We start from the raw sequence: 16,984 nt of genomic DNA, 5'->3' as shown, positions 1-16,984 counted from the left end.
GGTTACTCGCTGGCCAATGAAACGACCGGATCCATCCTTGCCGCTTTGCGGGCGGGGAGATAACCGAAGATCATGCCGATTAAGGTTGAACAGAAAAATGCCGTGGCGGCGGCTTGCCAGGAATAGATGGCGGTGAACATGCCGCCCGCCAGCGAGGTGAACAGCGACCCGGCGGCGAACGACAGCGCGATGCCCAAAGCGCCGCCGATCAGACAGACCAGCACCGCCTCTATCATGAACTGTTGCATGATGTCGCTGCGCCGCGCGCCGACCGCCATGCGCACGCCGATTTCGTGGGTGCGTTCGGTCACCGAGACCAGCATGATGTTCATCACGCCCAGGCTGCCGATCACCAGCGCGATGGACGCCACCATCAGGATCAGCAGGCTGAAAGTCATTGACGTGCGTTCGATGGACTTTCGGATTTTATCGAAGTTGTACAAACGGAAATCTTTTACGCCATGGCGTTGGGTCAACAGCTGTGTGATAGCGGTGACGGCCGATTCGCTGGCGACATTGTCCTTTAGCCGAACGGTGATGCCGCTGAGCGTCGGTTTGCCTACCATGCGATACATCACCGTGCTGTAGGGCATCCAAACAGTAATGCGATTGGGCGCGTAGTTGCGATTGCTTTTCGCCACACCGATCACTCGGGCCGCACCGAGCCGAGAAACACGATCTGGCCGAGCGGCTCGACGCCGAAATCGCCGAACAGCGCCTGGCGCGCATTGTCGTCGATGATCACTTCCTGCAGCGCATTACGATCGTCGCGGAAAGTCACGCCTTGTAACAGCTCGACGCCGTTAACGCGGAAATAGTCGCGCCCGACGCCGGTGATCGAGGCGGTGGCGGATTTGCTGCGAAAACGGATGCTGTCGGAAGCGTCTACTTCCGGGCTGACGCTGTCGACGAAGCTTTGCTGCGCCAGCGCGTCGGCATCGGCCGGCACCAGGGTGCGGATGCTGTCGATGGCGTCGTCGAAGAAATCGCGGCCCGGATAGATGCTTACCACGTTAGTGCCGAGATCTTTGAGGTTTTCCAGCGTGCGCTGTTTGGCGCCTTCGCCCAGCGCCACTACCGTGACCACGGCGGCGATGCCGAAGATGATGCCGGTCATGGTCAGCGCGGTGCGCAGACGATGAGCGTTCATCGCTTTCAGCGCCATGTGCAGCGATTCACGGGTGCGGTCGATCAGGCGTTGCCAGCCGCTTTGCCGGCTGCGGTTCGGCGGCGGCAACGATGGGCCGGACGCCGACTTGCGGCCGCTGTCAGCGATGATCTTGCCGTCTTGCAGTTCGATGACGCGCTGCGCATGTTGCGCCACTTTCATATCGTGGGTGACGATCACCACGGTATGGCCGCGCTGATTCAGTTCGCTCAGGATCGCCAGCACTTCCTGGCCGGATTGGGTGTCCAGCGCGCCGGTCGGTTCGTCCGCCAGGATGATCTCACCGCCGTTGATCAGGGAGCGGGCGATGCTGACGCGCTGCTGTTGGCCGCCGGAAAGCTGGCCGGGCTTGTGGTCTTCTCGTCCCTCAAGCCCCAACCGCGCCAGCAATTGCGCCGCCCGCTGCCGACGCTGATCGCGCCGGGCGTTGGCGTAGATGGCCGGGATTTCGACGTTGCCCAGCGCGCTGAGATCGGGCATCAGGTGATAGCGCTGGAAGATAAAACCGATATGTTCGCGGCGCAGGCGGGCCAATTCGTCCGGCGACAGGTGGGCGGCGTTCTGGCCGCTGATGTAGTAATCGCCGCGATCCGGCACGTCGAGGCAGCCCATGATGTTCATCAGCGTCGATTTGCCGGAGCCGGAGGCGCCGATGATCGCCACCAGCTCGCCGGCGGCGATGGTCAGATCGATGTCTTTCAACACCGTTAACGCTTGACCGCCGTTGGTGTACGTTCGGCTGATGCCTTTTAGTTCGATGATCGCGTTCACAGGAAGATGCCATCCTCAGCCGATTTGGCGGCAGGCTGCGACAGCACCACGGTTTCACCGGCTTTCAGGCCGCTGAGGATCTGAATGTCGACATTGTTGGTGATGCCGGTGGTCACTTTGCGCGTTTCCAACCGCTGGTCCTGGGTCAGCACCTGCACCTGCTGCTCTTTGCCATCGATTTTATGCACCGCCTGGATCGGCACCAGCAGGGTGTTCTTCGCGTCGCCGAGCAGCAAGGACACCTGCGCGGTCATGGCGATACGCAGGCGGTTTTCCGGGTTTGGCACGTCCAGCAGCGCGTTGTAATAGACCGAGGCGTTCGAGGTGCCGGAGCCGGAAGCGGAGCTGGTGCCGGCGAGCGAGTCGTCTTTCATCACCGATTCCGGTGCCAGCTCGATGGTGCGCAGCGTGGCGTCGTAGCGCTTATCCGGATCGGAAAAAATAGTGAAGTAAGCCTTTTGTCCCGGCGAAATGCGGGTGATGTCGGCTTCGGAGATCTGCGCCTTAATGGTCATCATATCCAGCCGCGCCAGCTTGACGATGGTCGGCGCACTTTGGCTGGAGTTGACCGTTTGTCCCTGCTGCGTGACCACGGCGATAACAATGCCGTCCATTGGCGCAACCACGCGGGTATAGCCCAGATCGATTTTTTTCTTCTCGACTTCGATCTGCGATTGCACCAACTGCGCATTGAGCGCCTGCAGATCGGCGCGAGTGGTGGCGAGCGAGGCTTCGGCGGTCTCGAAGTCTTCCCGGGAACTGGCTTCGTCGTTCAGCATGCGGCGCTGACGTTTGAAACGCGACTCCGCCTGTTTCAGCAAGGCCTGTTTGGCTAACATATTGGCTTTGACTACGTTCAGCGCCGCTTCGGCGTTGCGCAGATCGTTGCGCTGTTGCAGATCGTCGATGTCGGCGATCGGTTGCCCTTTGGTGACGCGATCGCCCAGCTTGACCTTCAGCGATTTGACTTCGCCGGAGACGCGGGCGCCGACGTTGACGCGTTCGATGGCATCCAGCCGCCCGGTGGCCAGCACGGCGTTTTCGATATCGCCCAGACGGGCCGGCGCGGTAACGTAATCCTGCTGCGGCGGACGTTGCCAAAAGATGGCCAGCGCGACAGCGACGGCGATGAAAACGATGGCGGCGATCAACGCCAGACGGCGGGAGGGGAGTTTCAGTGATGACATACCCAGGTTTTCCATAACGATAAAAGCGGCGGTTCCAGTCTGCCATCATGGCAGCGCCAGCTTGAACTGGCGCTAAACGTGAGGCGCTTTCCCGCTGGAAAGGGGATAGTAAAGGCTTTCCCGTTAAAGATCACGGTGAGTTATTATCCGCTAGGTGTGCAACCGGCTGCGTTGGGCGTTATACTGGGTAAAAAACCAGTATTCATTCATCAGCAGGATAATGCCACCGCCATGATGCCAAACCGCCTCGAGCCAGAACTCGACATTTATCAATACCCGGAGCACCTGCGCGCCTGCCTGACGCCGTTGCCTAAAGGGCCGGGCGTGTATGTGTTTCACGGTCAAAGCGAGAGCCTGCCGCTTTACATCGGTAAAAGCGTCAATATACGCAGCCGGGTGATGGCGCACTTCCGCGCGCAGGACGAGGCTAAAATGCTGCGCCAAACCCGACGCATCAGCTTTATCGAGACCGCCGGCGAGTTGGGCGCATTGCTGCTGGAGGCGCAGTTGATCAAACAACAACAGCCGCTGTTCAACAAACGTCTGCGGCGCTCGAAACAGCTGTGCGCGCTGCGCTTGCAGGCAGATGCGGTGACGATTGCTCACGCCAAAGAGATCGACTTCGCCGTCACGCCCCATCTCTACGGGCTGTTTGCCAATCGCCACGCCGCGCTGGAAAAGCTGCGCGCCATCGCCGACGAGCATCGTTTATGTTACGGCAAGCTGGGGATCGACAAGCTGCCGGCGGGGCGAGCCTGTTTCCGCTACAGCCTGCGCAAGTGCGCGGGCGCCTGCTGTGGCGTGGAGTCGGCGCAGGAGCATGCGCTGCGGCTCAGCGCGGCGCTTGAGCAGCTGCGCATCGCCTGTTGGCCGTTCGCCGGGCGCGTGGCGCTGGAGGAGCAGGGCGAGACGCTGCGTCAGTACCATGTGATCCACAATTGGTTTTATCTGGGCTCGGTCGGCAATCTGGCGCAGGCGGAGCGGCTACAGAGCGCGGCCAGCCATTTCGACAGCGATGGCTACAAGATTTTGTGCAAGCCGCTTATCGCCGGCGATTACCCGATTATTGAGCTGCCGTAAGGCCATAACGCTGGCGATAACCTAAGACTTATCCGTAAAATCAGGGCATTATGCTAAAAAAGCTTGAGTCCATAATGTTGTTATGGATAATAACGCCCCGAAGCGAAGGAACGCGCTATTAACTCAGTTGGCAGAGTGATTGGTTTTATAATGGCTTGTTTTGGCTTGAAAATTGATAGACGCGGGTTCGAGTCCTGCATAGCGCGCCAGCTTTCTTTCACTTCATCTCATCGCGCTTACCGTAAAGCGCACCCGGGTTGATTTGCACTATCGGCTCCTCGTTGGGATTTTCGGGTGTGCTTTACCGTAACCGCTGGCTTTCCTTCCTCTTTCTCTCTCGATCCTTTGCTAAACTGTAATCAGGCAGGTTTGCTGCCCGGCAACAGGAGGTCGATATGTCCCACTCCGAGCAACTGCAGGAACTCTTGCAACGCGTCGCCGCCCTCGAGGCGAGAGAGAAGGCGCTGACCGCCGCGTCCAACGCTTACCAGGCGATTATCACCACCATGTTGGGCAATATGGAGAAGACTGAACGGGATCGCATCATCGCGATGATCGATCAGGCCCATGAAATCGCCTACGCCCGCGCCATTCAACGCAGCAACGAACCGCAAAAGCAGAAAATCAAACAGGCCGACGACGTCGCCCAGCGCATGTTCATGTTTGCGCAAGGCAAAGCCGCTCAACCGCGCTGAATCCGAACTATAACAGTTGCCGCCATTAAGTTGGTTAACTGATCTACCCGGCAAAACTGTACTTGTGTTACTTTTAGCGGTGAGATTTGATGGCAATGCTGTTTCCAGCATAAGGTTGTAACGATGGACGCGATTAAAAGCATCTTGGTTAAAGAGATTGAACAGATCAATCGGCGCGAAGGGCGCGACGGCAAGCCGCGCTTCAACAGCGAATTCGCCCGCACTCACCGCTATTTGTGCCTTGCCATGTTCGCCGGTTACTTCGCGGTGATCGCCGTGATGTATCAGGTGCCGTACATGGGGATGTATGCCTTCCTCGGCTTCACCGCCTTTGTGCTGTTCATGTTCGCCATGCTGCTGATAGAGATCCGGCCGGTCTACCGCTTTGAAGACATCGGGGTGCTGGATCTGCGGGTGTGCTATAACGGCGAGTGGTACTTCACCCGCGCGCTGTCGCCTTATGCGGTGCAGCAGCTGCTGGATGAGCCGTCCATCGGCGCCGCGCTGAAACAGAAGATGCGGGTGATCATCGGCAACAAGGGCGAAATCGACTTCTACGACGTGTACGACATGGCCTACGGAAAAAAGCCTCAGGGTGAGCCACCGCAGCTGGCGGCGGCAAACTGAAAGGTTTCCGGCCGGCGGCTTGTCGATTATACTCAGCGTTTGAACGCGAAGCAGAATGAGGACCAAGCGATGAGTGATGATATTTTCGATTTTGATATCGATGCCGAACTGGCGAAAGCCGAAGAAAAAGCGGCGCAGAAGGTAAAAGAGGTCCCTGAATTCCTCGAAGACGAAGCGGACTGCGAAGGTTGCAAGATCTGATCGCCTGACCCATAAAAAAACCGCCGCGGCGGTTTTTTTATCTCTGAGCGTCCTCGGCATCAGTCCAGCATGAATCCCCAGATGAGGAACGCCGCCACCAGAATCAGGCAAAGCGCGGACACCGTCACCAGTATTTTCCCCAGAATGTCTTTTTCTTGTTCCCGCTGCGTCACGTTGAAATTATCCAATTAAAAGTCTATGGACCAAACCGGCGATGCTGAGATCGAGCGCCGCTACGCCCAGCGCCATGATCATCATCACCGAAAGAAATCGAGTCTTGCCGTTCACATCCCTAATCCCCGTTGCGCCGCTGTTAAATTGTTTTTATATCAAACGGATATAATTCAGCGACGCCGTACTTCATACATCATGATAGTGATTAAGAACGTTCTTAAGGCCAGAAGTTCCCTCATCTGATAACGCGGCCGCGTTAGTCGGTCACGATCCTAACGCCTATCTTGCTGACCTGATTGCCCTCCATTTCGGCAATGGTCCAGGTCAGGCCGTCCCATTCCACCTGGTCGCCGATCACCGGTTCACCGCCGATCAGCTGAATGACGAACTGCCCCAGCGTCTGTTGCTCGTCGACATCGTCTTGCAGATTGAGGCCATAAACCTGCGAGATGTCGCTTAAACGGGCGTCGGATTGCAGGATAAAGTCGCCGAAGAAGCGTTCGTCGAGCGTCACGGCCGGCGCTTGGCTAAACAGTTTGCCGAGGATCGGCAGATCGTGCTCATGGCCGATAACGCACAGGATATCGTTCTCGCGCAGCCGGGTACTGCCGCTAGGGTGCAGCAGCTCTTTGCCGCGGAACAGGGCGGCGATGCGGGTATTGGGCGGCATTTTCAGCTCGCGCAGCACGGCACCGACGCACCAGTTTTCCGCCGAAAGCTGATACACAAACTGTTCCCACTGGTTTTCCGGGTGCACGTCCAGCCCAACGCGGGAGATCGGCGTCAGCGCCGGCGGCACGATCACCTTGGCCTTTTTGGCGGCGAACGACAGCGTGGTGCCTTGCAGCAGCAGGGAGACCAGCACCACGAAGAACGCCACGTTAAAGAACAGCTGGGCGTTGGGCAGCCCGGCCATCATCGGGAACACCGCCAGGATCACCGGTACCGCGCCGCGCAGGCCAACCCAGGAAATAAAGCCGCGTTCGCGCAGGGTAAAGCTGCGGAACGGCAGCAGGCCGATAAACACCGACAGCGGGCGTGCGAACAGGATCATCCACAGCGACAGCAGCAGGGCAGGGATGGCGATCGGCAGCAGCTCATGCGGGTTGAGCAGCAGGCCGAGCACCAGGAACATGCCGATCTGGCTGAGCCATGCCAGGCCATCGAAGGTTTGCACGATGCCGTGACGGTTGCGAATTGGACGGTTGCCCAGCAGCAGGCCGCACAGGTACACCGCCAGAATGCCGCTGCCGTCCAGCGCGGTGGTCAGCGCGAAAATAAGAATGCCGCCGCTTACCGCCAGCAGTGGGTAGAGGCCGTCCGCCAGCTTGATGTGGTTAATCAGCGTCAGCAGCAGCCAGCCGCCGCCGAGACCGAAGACGATGCCCATGCCGAACTGCTGCATCAGATGCAGCGGGAAGGTCCAGCTCAGCGCGGTTTCCCCGGCGGCGATCATCGCAATCAGCGTGATGGTGAGAAATACCGCCATAGGATCGTTGCTACCGGACTCGATCTCCAGCGTGGCGCTGACGCGTTCGTTCAGGCCTTTGCCGCCCAGCAGCGAAAATACCGCGGCGGCGTCGGTAGAACCGATGATGGCGCCGATCAGCAACCCCTGCAGCAGATCGAGATTGAACAGCCAGGCGGCGGCCATGCCGGTCAGGCCGGCGGTGATCACCACGCCGACGGTGGCGAGAGACAGTGCCGGCCACAGCGCCACGCGGAATGAGCTGACCCGGGTGCGCATGCCGCCGTCGAGCAGGATCACCGCCAACGCGAGGTTGCTGACCAGATAAGCGACCGGATAATTGCTGAAGACGATGCCACCGGGGCCGTCAACGCCGGCCAGCATGCCGATCGCGAGGAAGATCACCAGGATCGGAATGCCGAGCCGGGAAGAAAATGAGCTGAGCAGAATGCTTGCCCCCACCAGCACGGCACCGATGACGAACAAGCTGTTAATGGTGCTGGCATCCAAAATATCGTTCTCCTGAGGCTGGGGGATAGGGGGCACTGCGCGTGTTTCGATGATAACGTGTTTAGTGGGTAAAACGCCAAGGCTGATTGCGAAAACAATCGATCAATTATTACCCTTTGGTGCGATTAAACTAAGAAAGTGAGGGGAAGAGGTGAAGTTCTGCCTTTTATCCAACATTATCAGGCTGCTGTATTTCGGTTTTGGCAATAATGCCGGGTTTGCACGGCGGGAAAAACCATTAAGCCCGCGCAGGCAGGCTTAATGGTTTGCAGGCGCGGTAGGGTTAATGGTCGAGCGATTCCAGCGACCGTTTGATCAGCTCGGTGGCCAGTTTGCGTTCCGCTTCGGAAATGCCGTCGAGATTGAAGTTGGAGAGATCAGCGACCAAAACGCTGCGTTCTTTACCGCTGATCGAAGCATCCAGCGCGGACAGCAACCTGCTGAGGATCTTCAGCAGGGTGGCGTTTTCCGCTACGGCTTCCTGAGCCTGGGTGTTTTTATCGGTCATTCAAAATCCTCTCTGTCGTGACGGAAGGGAGAGACAGGTAACGCCATCGAATCAATCAAGCGATCGCGCAGCCCTTCGGGGGTTGAGCCCAATCACTACCGTAAGGCAGGGATCCGGATTTCTACTTATGCATTACAGTTATAACGGCCAGGTTATCTATGCCGCCGTATCACTTTGCCTTAACGGACGACGTCAAGCTGAACAATGTGTGCTCTGTGTGACATGGGGAAGAAGACGCAACCGGCAGGTTGCGCCATCAAGTATAGTGTCAGGAACAGCGGGCAGGGGCGGCGAAACCGCCCTCAGGAGATTTTTTCTTTTTGCAGATGGCTATTGAAGCGAGGACGCTCCAACAGAAAATTGAGATGCAGGCGCTGTATCAGCAGATAAGCGATAATGGGCGCGATCAAGCCAACCAGAGTGCCGAGGATCGCATGCGCCGGCCAATTGCTGACGTGCAGAAACTTGGTCAGTATGATGCGTAAACCGCTGGTGGCGAGGATATGCATCAGATAGATCACCATGCTCAATTCACCGAGTCGGCGCAGCCAGGAAAGCTTCGTTTTAGCCAACATAACCGATAGGGTGACGATGAAGAAGATGGCTTCAACCGCCAGTATCAGGGAGAAACTTCCTGCATCGGTATACAGCAAGCCGGAATAGCCGTGGAATCCCCATTGCAGCGCGATAAACGCGAACAGGGAAGCCAACAGCGAGCCAAAGCCCAGATTGGCGATGTGAGAAGCGTAACGAACGGCCAAAGCGCCAAGCAGGAAGAAGATCAAGAACCGGGTGATGTAATCGAAATGGAAGGCTTTGGTGAGGTTATCTTGGTAGAGATACAGCCCCATGCTGATGACGATCAACACCGGCAGAAGATAACGGTATGCATCTTTGCTATACAGTAAAGTTGCTAACACAAAGACCATAAACAAGGCATACAAGAACCAAAACTGCGCGCGAGGATGCGTAAACAGCGCCAGGACATCGCCGAGGCTCGAAGGATTATTGGTGTAACGTGACAATAAGACCTCCACCAAGCCTTGCAGCAGCGACCAGATCACGTAGGGGTAGACGATGGTATCGATCTTGCTGATGACGAAGCGAGTTTTGCCCTTTCTCTCCAGCGACTGCGTAAAAAACAAACCTGAAAGGAAGAAAAACAGCGGCATATGGAAGCTGTAGATAACGCTGTCTGTCAGTTGATAGAACGAGCCGGGAAGTTGAATGCCTGCGCTGTATAGACCGCGGTTGACGTGGCCGAAAACCACGAGAATGATGCCGATCCCTTTTGCATAATCGACCCATGCTTCTCTCATATGTGTACCTTGCCCAGAAAGTAACGCAACTAATTTATAAGTATCAATAGTGAGCGTAACAGGCAGTTGCCGTTTTGCAATGCGTCCCAGGGATTAGGATTAATATTAGGAAAATGCTCAGGGTGCTGCCGATGCCGCAGCGGTAATGGAAGGGATCATAACATTGATGCGGTTAATTTCTGGGCGATAATTCATCACCCAGAAATGGCGTAAGGCCTTATTGCGGCTTGCCGGAGAACAGGAAGCGCAGCACCGGGATGCGTTTGTGCAGCTCATATAAAGCGAAGGCCAGCGAGAACACAAACAGCAGGCCCAGCAAGAACCCCAACAGGTTGTTGCCGATATAAGGCGTCACGAAAGCGCCATATATCAGGGTCAACGGATGGTGCACCAGATATATAAACAGCGAGGCGTTGACCAGATAGGTGATGCGCGGCGAGTGATAATTCAGCAGGTTATGCCCGAAAGAGAACACCACATTGGTCATCAGGATCCCCATTAGGGTTTTGATCACCACTTCCAGCTCGAACATATAGCTGCTGTGCGCCAACAGTTTCTGGTTCAGCATATATGCGATAAACAGCAGCAGCGAACCGAGCAGCGCCAGCGGCGAACGGCGCAGAAAAATCTCTTTAAGCCACACATACTTAAACGCATAGGCGCCGAGGATGAAGAACGGCAGGTAGAACATCGTCTCCATCACCACGAAATTGAACAGGCCATTGGATAATAGCTGTGGCGCGAAAATTAAAATAATACGGTGCGCGGCCGAATAGCATACCGCATAAATAAAGAAACACAGTGAGATGTTTCCTAATCCACGCATTCTGTTGATTAACGCTGGAATAGGCTCGCGGGTTTGACGCTTGATTTTGCGGAACAGATAAAAGCAGGCGAAGGTTAACAATGACAGGGTCAATAAGAACCACAGATGAGACACCAATTCCCAAACTGTTACATTTATTTTCTGATAGAGAGAAAACTCGTCCCAGCCGTTTAATTTATCGGTGAAATATTTCAGCATGAAAAATTGCGGCACCGTAATTAGCGGGATGGAGCTCAACAGCGGGATCGCCACTCGCTCCAGCCTGACCTTCAGCCACTGATGGCGCTCGTAACGCTCGTAGAGCATGTAGGAGAAGTAGCCGGAAATCACGAAGAACACCTGCATGCGGAAGGCGTGGATGAAGTCGTTCAGCACCGTGAGCGAGAAGGAGGGCGACGCGCTGTTCACCGCCCAGGCGTGGCTGGAATAAATCAGAGAAAGGTGAAACGGAATGCCGAGCAGCATCAAATAGGCTCGGATCGAATCGAGGAAAAACTCGCGCTGTTTGCTGCCTTTAGTCATAGATTACCGCTGGTGATTTAATCGGGTGCTCATTAACACGCTTAATAAGTCGTCAAACGTTAAATTGTTATCCGGAACCCTACTATAGCCCCTCGCATTTTTCCATAGCGTCTTGTTGCGCGGCTTGCTACGCTGGTGCTCCATCAGCTGCTTAAACAATGAGCCGTAAACATGAACCATCCATTTATCATGTTGTCGGAAAGCTGAGTAATCCATTAATATGGATTTAAATGATTTGAGCACACGAATAGGGGGGGATGTGCTAGTTAATATATTATCCGGACAACCACGCGCCGCGAGCGTTCGTTGGTTAGGTGCTACCGTATTGTTCACGCTGTTCAGTTCGCCGGCATGGGCCTTTTCTATTGATGATGTGGCCAAGCAGGCGCAGGATCTGGCTGCGAAAGGTTTCGAAGCCCCGAAGAGCAACCTTCCTTCTCAGTTCCGCGAGATGAAGTTCGCAGACTATCAGCAGATTCAGTTCAATCACGATAAAGCCTATTGGAGCAAGCTGAAAACCCCTTTCAAGCTTGAGTTTTATCATCAGGGGATGTATTTCGATACGCCGGTGAAAATCAACGAAGTCACCTCTACCAGCGTAAAACAGATCAAGTACAGCCCGGATTACTTCAATTTCGGCTCGGTCAAACACGATCCTGAATCAGTGAAGAACCTCGGCTTTGCCGGCTTCAAGGTGCTCTACCCGATCAACAGCGCCGACAAAAACGATGAGATTATGAGCCTGCTGGGCGCGAGCTATTTCCGCGTGGTGGGTAAAGGGCAGGTTTACGGGCTTTCCGCTCGTGGTCTGGCTATCGATACCGCTTTGCCTTCCGGCGAAGAGTTCCCGCGTTTCCGCGAATTCTGGGTTGAGCGTCCGAAGCAGGGCGACAAACACCTGGTGATCTACGCGCTGCTGGATTCCCCGCGCGCCACCGGCGCTTACCGTTTCACGGTGATCCCGGGCCGTGACACCACCGTGGACGTCGAGTCCAAAGTGTTCCTGCGCGATAAGGTGGGCAAATTGGGCCTGGCGCCGCTGACCAGCATGTTCCTGTTCGGCCCGAACCAGCCGTCGCCGACGCTGAACTACCGCCCGGCGCTGCACGATTCCAACGGTCTGTCTATCCATGCCGGCAACGGCGAGTGGATCTGGCGTCCGCTGAACAATCCTAAACACCTGTCCGTCAGCACCTATACCGTTGAGAATCCGAAAGGCTTCGGTCTGCTGCAGCGCGGTCGCAACTTCAAAGAGTACGAAGATCTGGACGATCGTTACGATCTGCGCCCGAGCGCCTGGATCGAACCGAAAGGCGACTGGGGCAAAGGCAAGGTCGAGCTGGTGGAGATCCCAACGGCGGATGAAACCAACGACAACATCGTCGCGTTCTGGACGCCGGATACCTTGCCGGAAGCCAAAAAACCGCTGACGCTGAGCTACCGTCTGAACTTCACCCGCGATGAAGACAAACTGCATTCGCAAGACATCGCCTATGTGGCGCGGACCATGCGTTCGACCGGTGACGTGAAGCAGTCCAACCTGATCCGCGAGCCTGACGGCAGCGTCGCCTTCCTGGTCGATTTCGTCGGCCCGGTGCTGAAAGCGCTGGACGCCAATACGCCGGTCGCTTCTCAGATCAGCATCGGCGACAACGGTGAAATGGTAGAAAACAACGTCCGCTATAACCCAGTGACCAAAGGCTGGCGCCTGACGGTGCGTCTGAAAGTGAAAGACGACAAGAAGCCGGTAGAAATGCGCGCGGCGCTGGTCAATGGCGATAAGACACTGTCGGAAACCTGGAGCTATCAGCTACCTGCCAATGAATAAGCCTACTCAACCCGCCCAGGATTATCTTGCGGCGCTGCCTCTGACCGCCGAGCGGTCGGAGGCGCTTACCCCTAAAACGGCGGATGACGCTCAGGCTCTGGAGGCGCTCCATCGGCAGATGGGCGCCGCCGACGCCAACGTCAATAGCCTGTCGGCGGATGACGTTGCGCTGGCCTCGGTCAAACCGCGCATCGAAAGCGCCTGGCCGGATGCGGTCAGCGATGACGACTTCGATACCGACGCCGAAGGGCGCGCCATTCTGAAGGCGACGCCGCCGATCAAACGCACCACCATGTTCCCGGAAGCCTGGCGCACCAACCCGGTGGCGCGCTTCTGGGATTCTCTGCTGGGGCGGTCGCCGCACAATCGGCACGCCACCAAAGAGGAGGCCGAGGCCGAGAACCGCTGGCGTACCGTCGGCTCCATGCGCCGCTATGTGCTGCTGGTGCTGATGCTGGTGCAAACCGGCATCGCCACCTGGTACATGAAAACCATCTTGCCTTACCAGGGCTGGGCGCTGATCGATCCTATCGCCATGCTGGACCAGGATCTGATGCAGTCGGTGCTGCAGCTGCTGCCATATGTGCTGCAAACCGGCATTCTGATCCTGTTCGCCGTGCTGTTCTGCTGGGTCTCGGCCGGTTTCTGGACCGCGCTGATGGGCTTCCTGCAGCTGCTGATCGGCAAGGACAAATACAGCATTTCCTCCACCATCAAGGGCGATGAGCCGATCAACCCGGCGCACCGCACCGCGCTGATCATGCCGATCTGCAACGAAGACGTCGAACGCGTGTTCGCCGGCCTGCGCGCGACCTATGAGTCCGTCGCCGCGACCGGTCAGCTTGAACACTTCGATATCTACGTGCTGAGCGACAGCTACGATCCGGACATCTGCGTGGCGGAGCAAAAGGCGTGGATGGAGCTGTGCCGCGATGTCGACGGCCACGGCCGCATCTTCTATCGTCGCCGCCGCCGCCGCGTCAAACGCAAGAGCGGCAACATCGACGACTTCTGCCGTCGCTGGGGCGGTGAGTACAGCTACATGGTGATCCTGGATGCTGACAGCGTGATGAGCGGCGAATGCCTCACCGGGCTGGTTCGCCTGATGGAAGCCAACCCGAACGCCGGCATCATCCAGTCCGCGCCGAAGGCGTCCGGCATGGATACCCTGTACGCGCGCGTGCAGCAGTTCGCTACTCGCGTTTACGGGCCACTGTTTACCGCCGGTCTGCATTTCTGGCAGCTGGGCGAGTCGCACTACTGGGGCCATAACGCCATCATCCGCGTGAAGCCGTTTATCGAGCACTGTGCGCTGGCGCCGCTGCCGGGCGAGGGCTCCTTCGCCGGTTCTATCTTGTCGCACGACTTCGTTGAAGCGGCGCTGATGCGCCGCGCCGGCTGGGGTGTGTGGATCGCTTACGATCTGCCGGGCAGTTACGAAGAGCTGCCGCCGAACCTGCTGGACGAGCTGAAACGCGACCGTCGCTGGTGCCACGGCAACCTGATGAACTTCCGCCTGTTCCTGGTGAAGGGCATGCACCCGGTGCACCGCGCGGTGTTCCTCACCGGCGTGATGTCCTACCTGTCGGCGCCGCTGTGGTTCATGTTCCTGGCGCTCTCCACCGCATTGCAGGTGGTGCATACCCTGATGGAGCCGCAATACTTCCTGCAGCCGCGGCAGCTGTTCCCGGTCTGGCCGCAGTGGCGGCCCGAGCTGGCGATAGCGCTGTTCTCCACCACGCTGGTGCTGCTGTTCCTGCCGAAGCTGCTCAGCATCGTGCTGATCTGGGCCAAGGGCGCGAAAGAGTACGGCGGCGCGTTCCGTTTGTTCATTTCGATGCTGATGGAAATGCTGTTCTCGGTGCTGTTGGCGCCGGTGCGCATGCTGTTCCATACCGTGTTCGTGGTGAGCGCCTTCCTCGGTTGGGAAGTGGTGTGGAATTCGCCACAGCGTGACGACGACGACACGCCGTGGGGCGAAGCGTTCCGCCGCCATGGCTCGCAGATGTTGCTGGGCCTGGTGTGGGCCGGCGGCATGGCGTGGCTGGATCTGCGTTTCCTGTGGTGGCTGTCGCCAATCGTGTTCTCGCTGATCCTGTCGCCGTTCGTGTCGGTGCTGTCGAGCCGCGCGACGCTGGGCATGAAAAGCAAACGCGCCAAGCTGTTCCTGATCCCGGAAGAGTACAATCCGCCGCGTGAGCTGCTGGCGACGGAAGAGTACCTGCATCTCAACCGCAACCGCGCGTTGACCAACGGCTTTATGCACGCGGTGGTCAACCCGTCCTTCAACGCGTTGGCGACGGCGCTGGCGACGGCGCGTCACCACCTGCGCGCGACGCTCGATCGCAATCGCGAGGAGCGGGTGAACGAAGCGCTGCAGCTGGGGCCGGAGAAGCTGGTGAAGGGCAAGCGTCTGGAACTGCTGAGCGATCCGGTCACGCTGGCTCGTCTGCACCAGCGCGTCTGGCTGCTGCCGGAAGGCGCCGCCTGGCGTGAACACTACCAGCAGTTGCCGCACAACCCGCTGGCGCACCCAACGGGCCGGCGTTAATCGCTTAGCGGCAACGCTTAGACGGGGAATGCGCACGGCGCGTTCCCCGTTTTTTTTTACCTTTTGCCTGAGCGCGCCGGTGCCGGTGAAAAAAGGGAACTGTGATAGACTGCGGCCGATGCGTTGTTCACTCGCGAAACAACCCCTTTCTCAGAGTCAATGTCGTGAAGCTCTCTTCCTACTTTCGCCTGGCCTGCGTGACGGCCGGCGTGATGGCCCTAACCGGCTGCGGCAGCATCATCAGCCGCACCGTGCCCGGCGCCGGGCACGGTCACCAGTATTATCCCGGCGTGCAGTGGGATCTGCGCGATACGCCCTGGCGCTACGTCACGGTGATAGACGTGCCGCTGTCGATGGTGGTGGACACCTTTATGCTGCCGTTCGATGCGCAGCATGGCCCCTACGAGTAACTTCGTTCAGCGGGTGGCGAACACCACCAGCTGGTAGCCTTTCTGCCCGCAATGGAAAGGCGCCAGCGCCGTCATCCCCAGCCCTTGCACGTGAGCGGCCAACGAATGCGGATTGTCGTCGTCGATAAACAGTGCGCCCACGTCGTAATCATGGCGGGTGTGCGCTTTGACTGCGGCGTAGAGGCGCTTTAATACGCCTTTGCCGCGCCAGGCCATGCTGAGGCAGACCGGGCCGTAGAGAAATACCCGCTGCTCACGCAGCGGCCGTCCGGCGAATGAGTGCGTGGCGAGCGTCGCCAGCATCGCATCCACCACCGGCGGCCGCGGCTGCGCGTCGGCGGGCATCAGGCAAACGAACCCCGCCAGTTGGCCTTCCTGTTCCGCCACCCATATGCCGATGCTGCGGTTGATCGCCGTCAGCTGCGCCTCATTCATGCGCGATACGATAAATCCCTGCCGTTTTTGGCGCTCATCGAGCGCTTCCGGCACGTTTTCCGCCTGCAGCTGCAAAATGGCGGGGTAGTCGGTGGGGCGGGCCTGGCGAATGTTCATGCTGCCTCCTTGGCGTTCAAAGCGTCGTGCGGGTTAACGTTCATCCCACTCATCGGCGGCGGCCTGGCCTTCTTCGGTATCCAACGGCGGCTCGAGCTGGAAGTCGCCTTCCTCCCATTCGTACAGGGTGTTTTCGTCTATCCACTCGGCGGTGATTTCCACCTCGTCGTAGTCACCGTCGAAGATCGCCTGCGCCGCCGCACCGCTGCGCAGCGTCAGGCATTCCACCGCCTCGCCTTCTTCTTCGAAGAACTCCGCCTGCCACATCGTGTCGCCATCCTGCATCACGTACTTTTGCAGATTGAACTGCTGCGGCACCGGCGGTTCGTCACCGCCGCCGCCTTCGGCGGTGTCGAGAAACTCTTCGCGTGCGGCCTCGATGGCTTCTTCCAGGGTTGCATACAGGCTCATGTTCGCCTCCGTTGACAATGAGAGTAAAGCGTCCGGCGCACTGCCGGTGCGGTGGGGGAAACGTCAAAACTAATTGTTGTCTCACTGGCGCAGGATGCAAATTTTTTTGTTGTCCGCTTTGCGACGATGGTTGTCCGCAAAGCGGGAGAAGAGGAGGCGATGGCGGGAAATAATGA

At 57.8% G+C, this 16,984-nt stretch carries 15 protein-coding genes, 1 tRNA gene and 1 pseudogene; 8 read left to right on the top strand and 9 right to left on the bottom strand.

Translation table 11 applies throughout. From position 1 onward, the window contains the following. Positions 1-2: 2 nt before the first annotated feature. Together ITX55_RS05040 and ITX55_RS05035 are read right to left on the bottom strand one after the other, a co-directional pair. Positions 3-1,939, bottom strand: a pseudogene (locus tag ITX55_RS05040) (MacB family efflux pump subunit). Further along, positions 1,936-3,141 carry an efflux RND transporter periplasmic adaptor subunit gene (locus tag ITX55_RS05035; RefSeq protein ID WP_080280844.1) on the bottom strand — a complete coding sequence of 402 codons (1,206 nt, stop codon included), beginning with the start codon at positions 3,139-3,141 and terminating at the stop codon, positions 1,936-1,938. Before ITX55_RS05035 ends, ITX55_RS05040 begins: the two are co-directional and overlap by 4 nt. Positions 3,142-3,357: 216 nt before the next feature. Between ITX55_RS05035 and cho the strand changes: the two genes are divergently transcribed. The 5 genes from cho to ITX55_RS24005 all read left to right on the top strand — a co-directional run bounded on the left by cho (position 3,358) and on the right by ITX55_RS24005 (position 5,729). Further along, positions 3,358-4,206: an excinuclease Cho gene (gene cho / locus ITX55_RS05030; protein WP_072627902.1), complete on the top strand. Its 849-nt coding sequence runs from the start codon at positions 3,358-3,360 to the stop codon at positions 4,204-4,206. A 112-nt stretch (positions 4,207-4,318) separates the two neighbouring features. Further along, positions 4,319-4,415 (top strand) — tRNA-OTHER (locus ITX55_RS05025). Positions 4,416-4,601: 186 nt separating this feature from the next. Further along, positions 4,602-4,901: a sigma-S stabilization anti-adapter protein IraP gene (locus ITX55_RS05020; protein ID WP_033642650.1), complete on the top strand. Its 300-nt coding sequence runs from the start codon at positions 4,602-4,604 to the stop codon at positions 4,899-4,901. A gap of 123 nt (positions 4,902-5,024) precedes the next feature. Beyond that, positions 5,025-5,528, top strand: a complete 504-nt coding sequence (locus ITX55_RS05015) for a YlaC family protein (protein ID WP_108680435.1) — start codon at positions 5,025-5,027, stop codon at positions 5,526-5,528. A 69-nt stretch (positions 5,529-5,597) separates the two neighbouring features. Next, positions 5,598-5,729: a hypothetical protein gene (locus ITX55_RS24005; RefSeq protein ID WP_015377413.1), complete on the top strand. Its 132-nt coding sequence runs from the start codon at positions 5,598-5,600 to the stop codon at positions 5,727-5,729. A 59-nt stretch (positions 5,730-5,788) separates the two neighbouring features. Here the strand turns inward: ITX55_RS24005 and ITX55_RS24000 are convergent, their stop codons facing one another. The 5 genes from ITX55_RS24000 to mdoC form a co-directional block, all read right to left on the bottom strand. Beyond that, a complete protein-coding gene (locus ITX55_RS24000) occupies positions 5,789-5,917 on the bottom strand; it encodes a hypothetical protein (protein ID WP_033642652.1) in 129 nt (42 codons plus the stop codon). A gap of 242 nt (positions 5,918-6,159) precedes the next feature. Next, the gene (locus tag ITX55_RS05010; RefSeq protein ID WP_108680437.1) at positions 6,160-7,881 is read right to left on the bottom strand and encodes a potassium/proton antiporter; all 1,722 of its coding nucleotides are present in this window, start codon (positions 7,879-7,881) and stop codon (positions 6,160-6,162) included. 283 nt (positions 7,882-8,164) lie between these two features. Then, the gene (locus ITX55_RS05005) at positions 8,165-8,389 is read right to left on the bottom strand and encodes a hypothetical protein (RefSeq protein ID WP_216473516.1); all 225 of its coding nucleotides are present in this window, start codon (positions 8,387-8,389) and stop codon (positions 8,165-8,167) included. Between the two features lie 302 nt (positions 8,390-8,691). Next, on the bottom strand, positions 8,692-9,708 hold the full coding sequence (locus ITX55_RS05000) for an acyltransferase (protein ID WP_108680439.1): 1,017 nt from the start codon (positions 9,706-9,708) through the stop codon (positions 8,692-8,694). A gap of 217 nt (positions 9,709-9,925) precedes the next feature. Beyond that, entirely contained in the window at positions 9,926-11,056 is a 1,131-nt protein-coding gene (gene mdoC, locus ITX55_RS04995) for a glucans biosynthesis protein MdoC (RefSeq protein WP_042784177.1), read from the bottom strand. 259 nt (positions 11,057-11,315) lie between these two features. Between mdoC and mdoG the strand changes: the two genes are divergently transcribed. From mdoG to ITX55_RS04980, 3 genes are all read left to right on the top strand, one after another. Beyond that, entirely contained in the window at positions 11,316-12,884 is a 1,569-nt protein-coding gene (gene mdoG / locus ITX55_RS04990) for a glucans biosynthesis protein MdoG (RefSeq protein WP_169539530.1), read from the top strand. Then, positions 12,877-15,435, top strand: coding sequence for a glucans biosynthesis glucosyltransferase MdoH (mdoH, locus tag ITX55_RS04985; RefSeq protein WP_033650723.1), 2,559 nt, complete (start codon positions 12,877-12,879; stop codon positions 15,433-15,435). Before mdoG ends, mdoH begins: the two co-directional genes overlap by 8 nt. A 164-nt stretch (positions 15,436-15,599) precedes the next feature. Next, positions 15,600-15,845, top strand: a complete 246-nt coding sequence (locus ITX55_RS04980; protein ID WP_033642658.1) for a YceK/YidQ family lipoprotein — start codon at positions 15,600-15,602, stop codon at positions 15,843-15,845. A gap of 6 nt (positions 15,846-15,851) precedes the next feature. Here ITX55_RS04980 and ITX55_RS04975 read toward each other — a convergent pair whose 3' ends face one another. Both ITX55_RS04975 and ITX55_RS04970 read right to left on the bottom strand, forming a co-directional pair. Then, positions 15,852-16,397, bottom strand: a complete 546-nt coding sequence (locus ITX55_RS04975) for a GNAT family N-acetyltransferase (protein ID WP_089191502.1) — start codon at positions 16,395-16,397, stop codon at positions 15,852-15,854. A gap of 33 nt (positions 16,398-16,430) precedes the next feature. After that, on the bottom strand, positions 16,431-16,808 hold the full coding sequence (locus tag ITX55_RS04970; RefSeq protein WP_015377419.1) for a MysB family protein: 378 nt from the start codon (positions 16,806-16,808) through the stop codon (positions 16,431-16,433). Positions 16,809-16,984 lie beyond the last annotated feature (176 nt).

This window comes from Serratia sp. EWG9 (assembly GCF_019913725.1).
Lineage (GTDB): Bacteria > Pseudomonadota > Gammaproteobacteria > Enterobacterales > Enterobacteriaceae > Serratia > Serratia ureilytica.
Note: the sequence above shows the minus strand (reverse complement) of the source record. Positions and strands in the feature narration are given on the sequence as shown.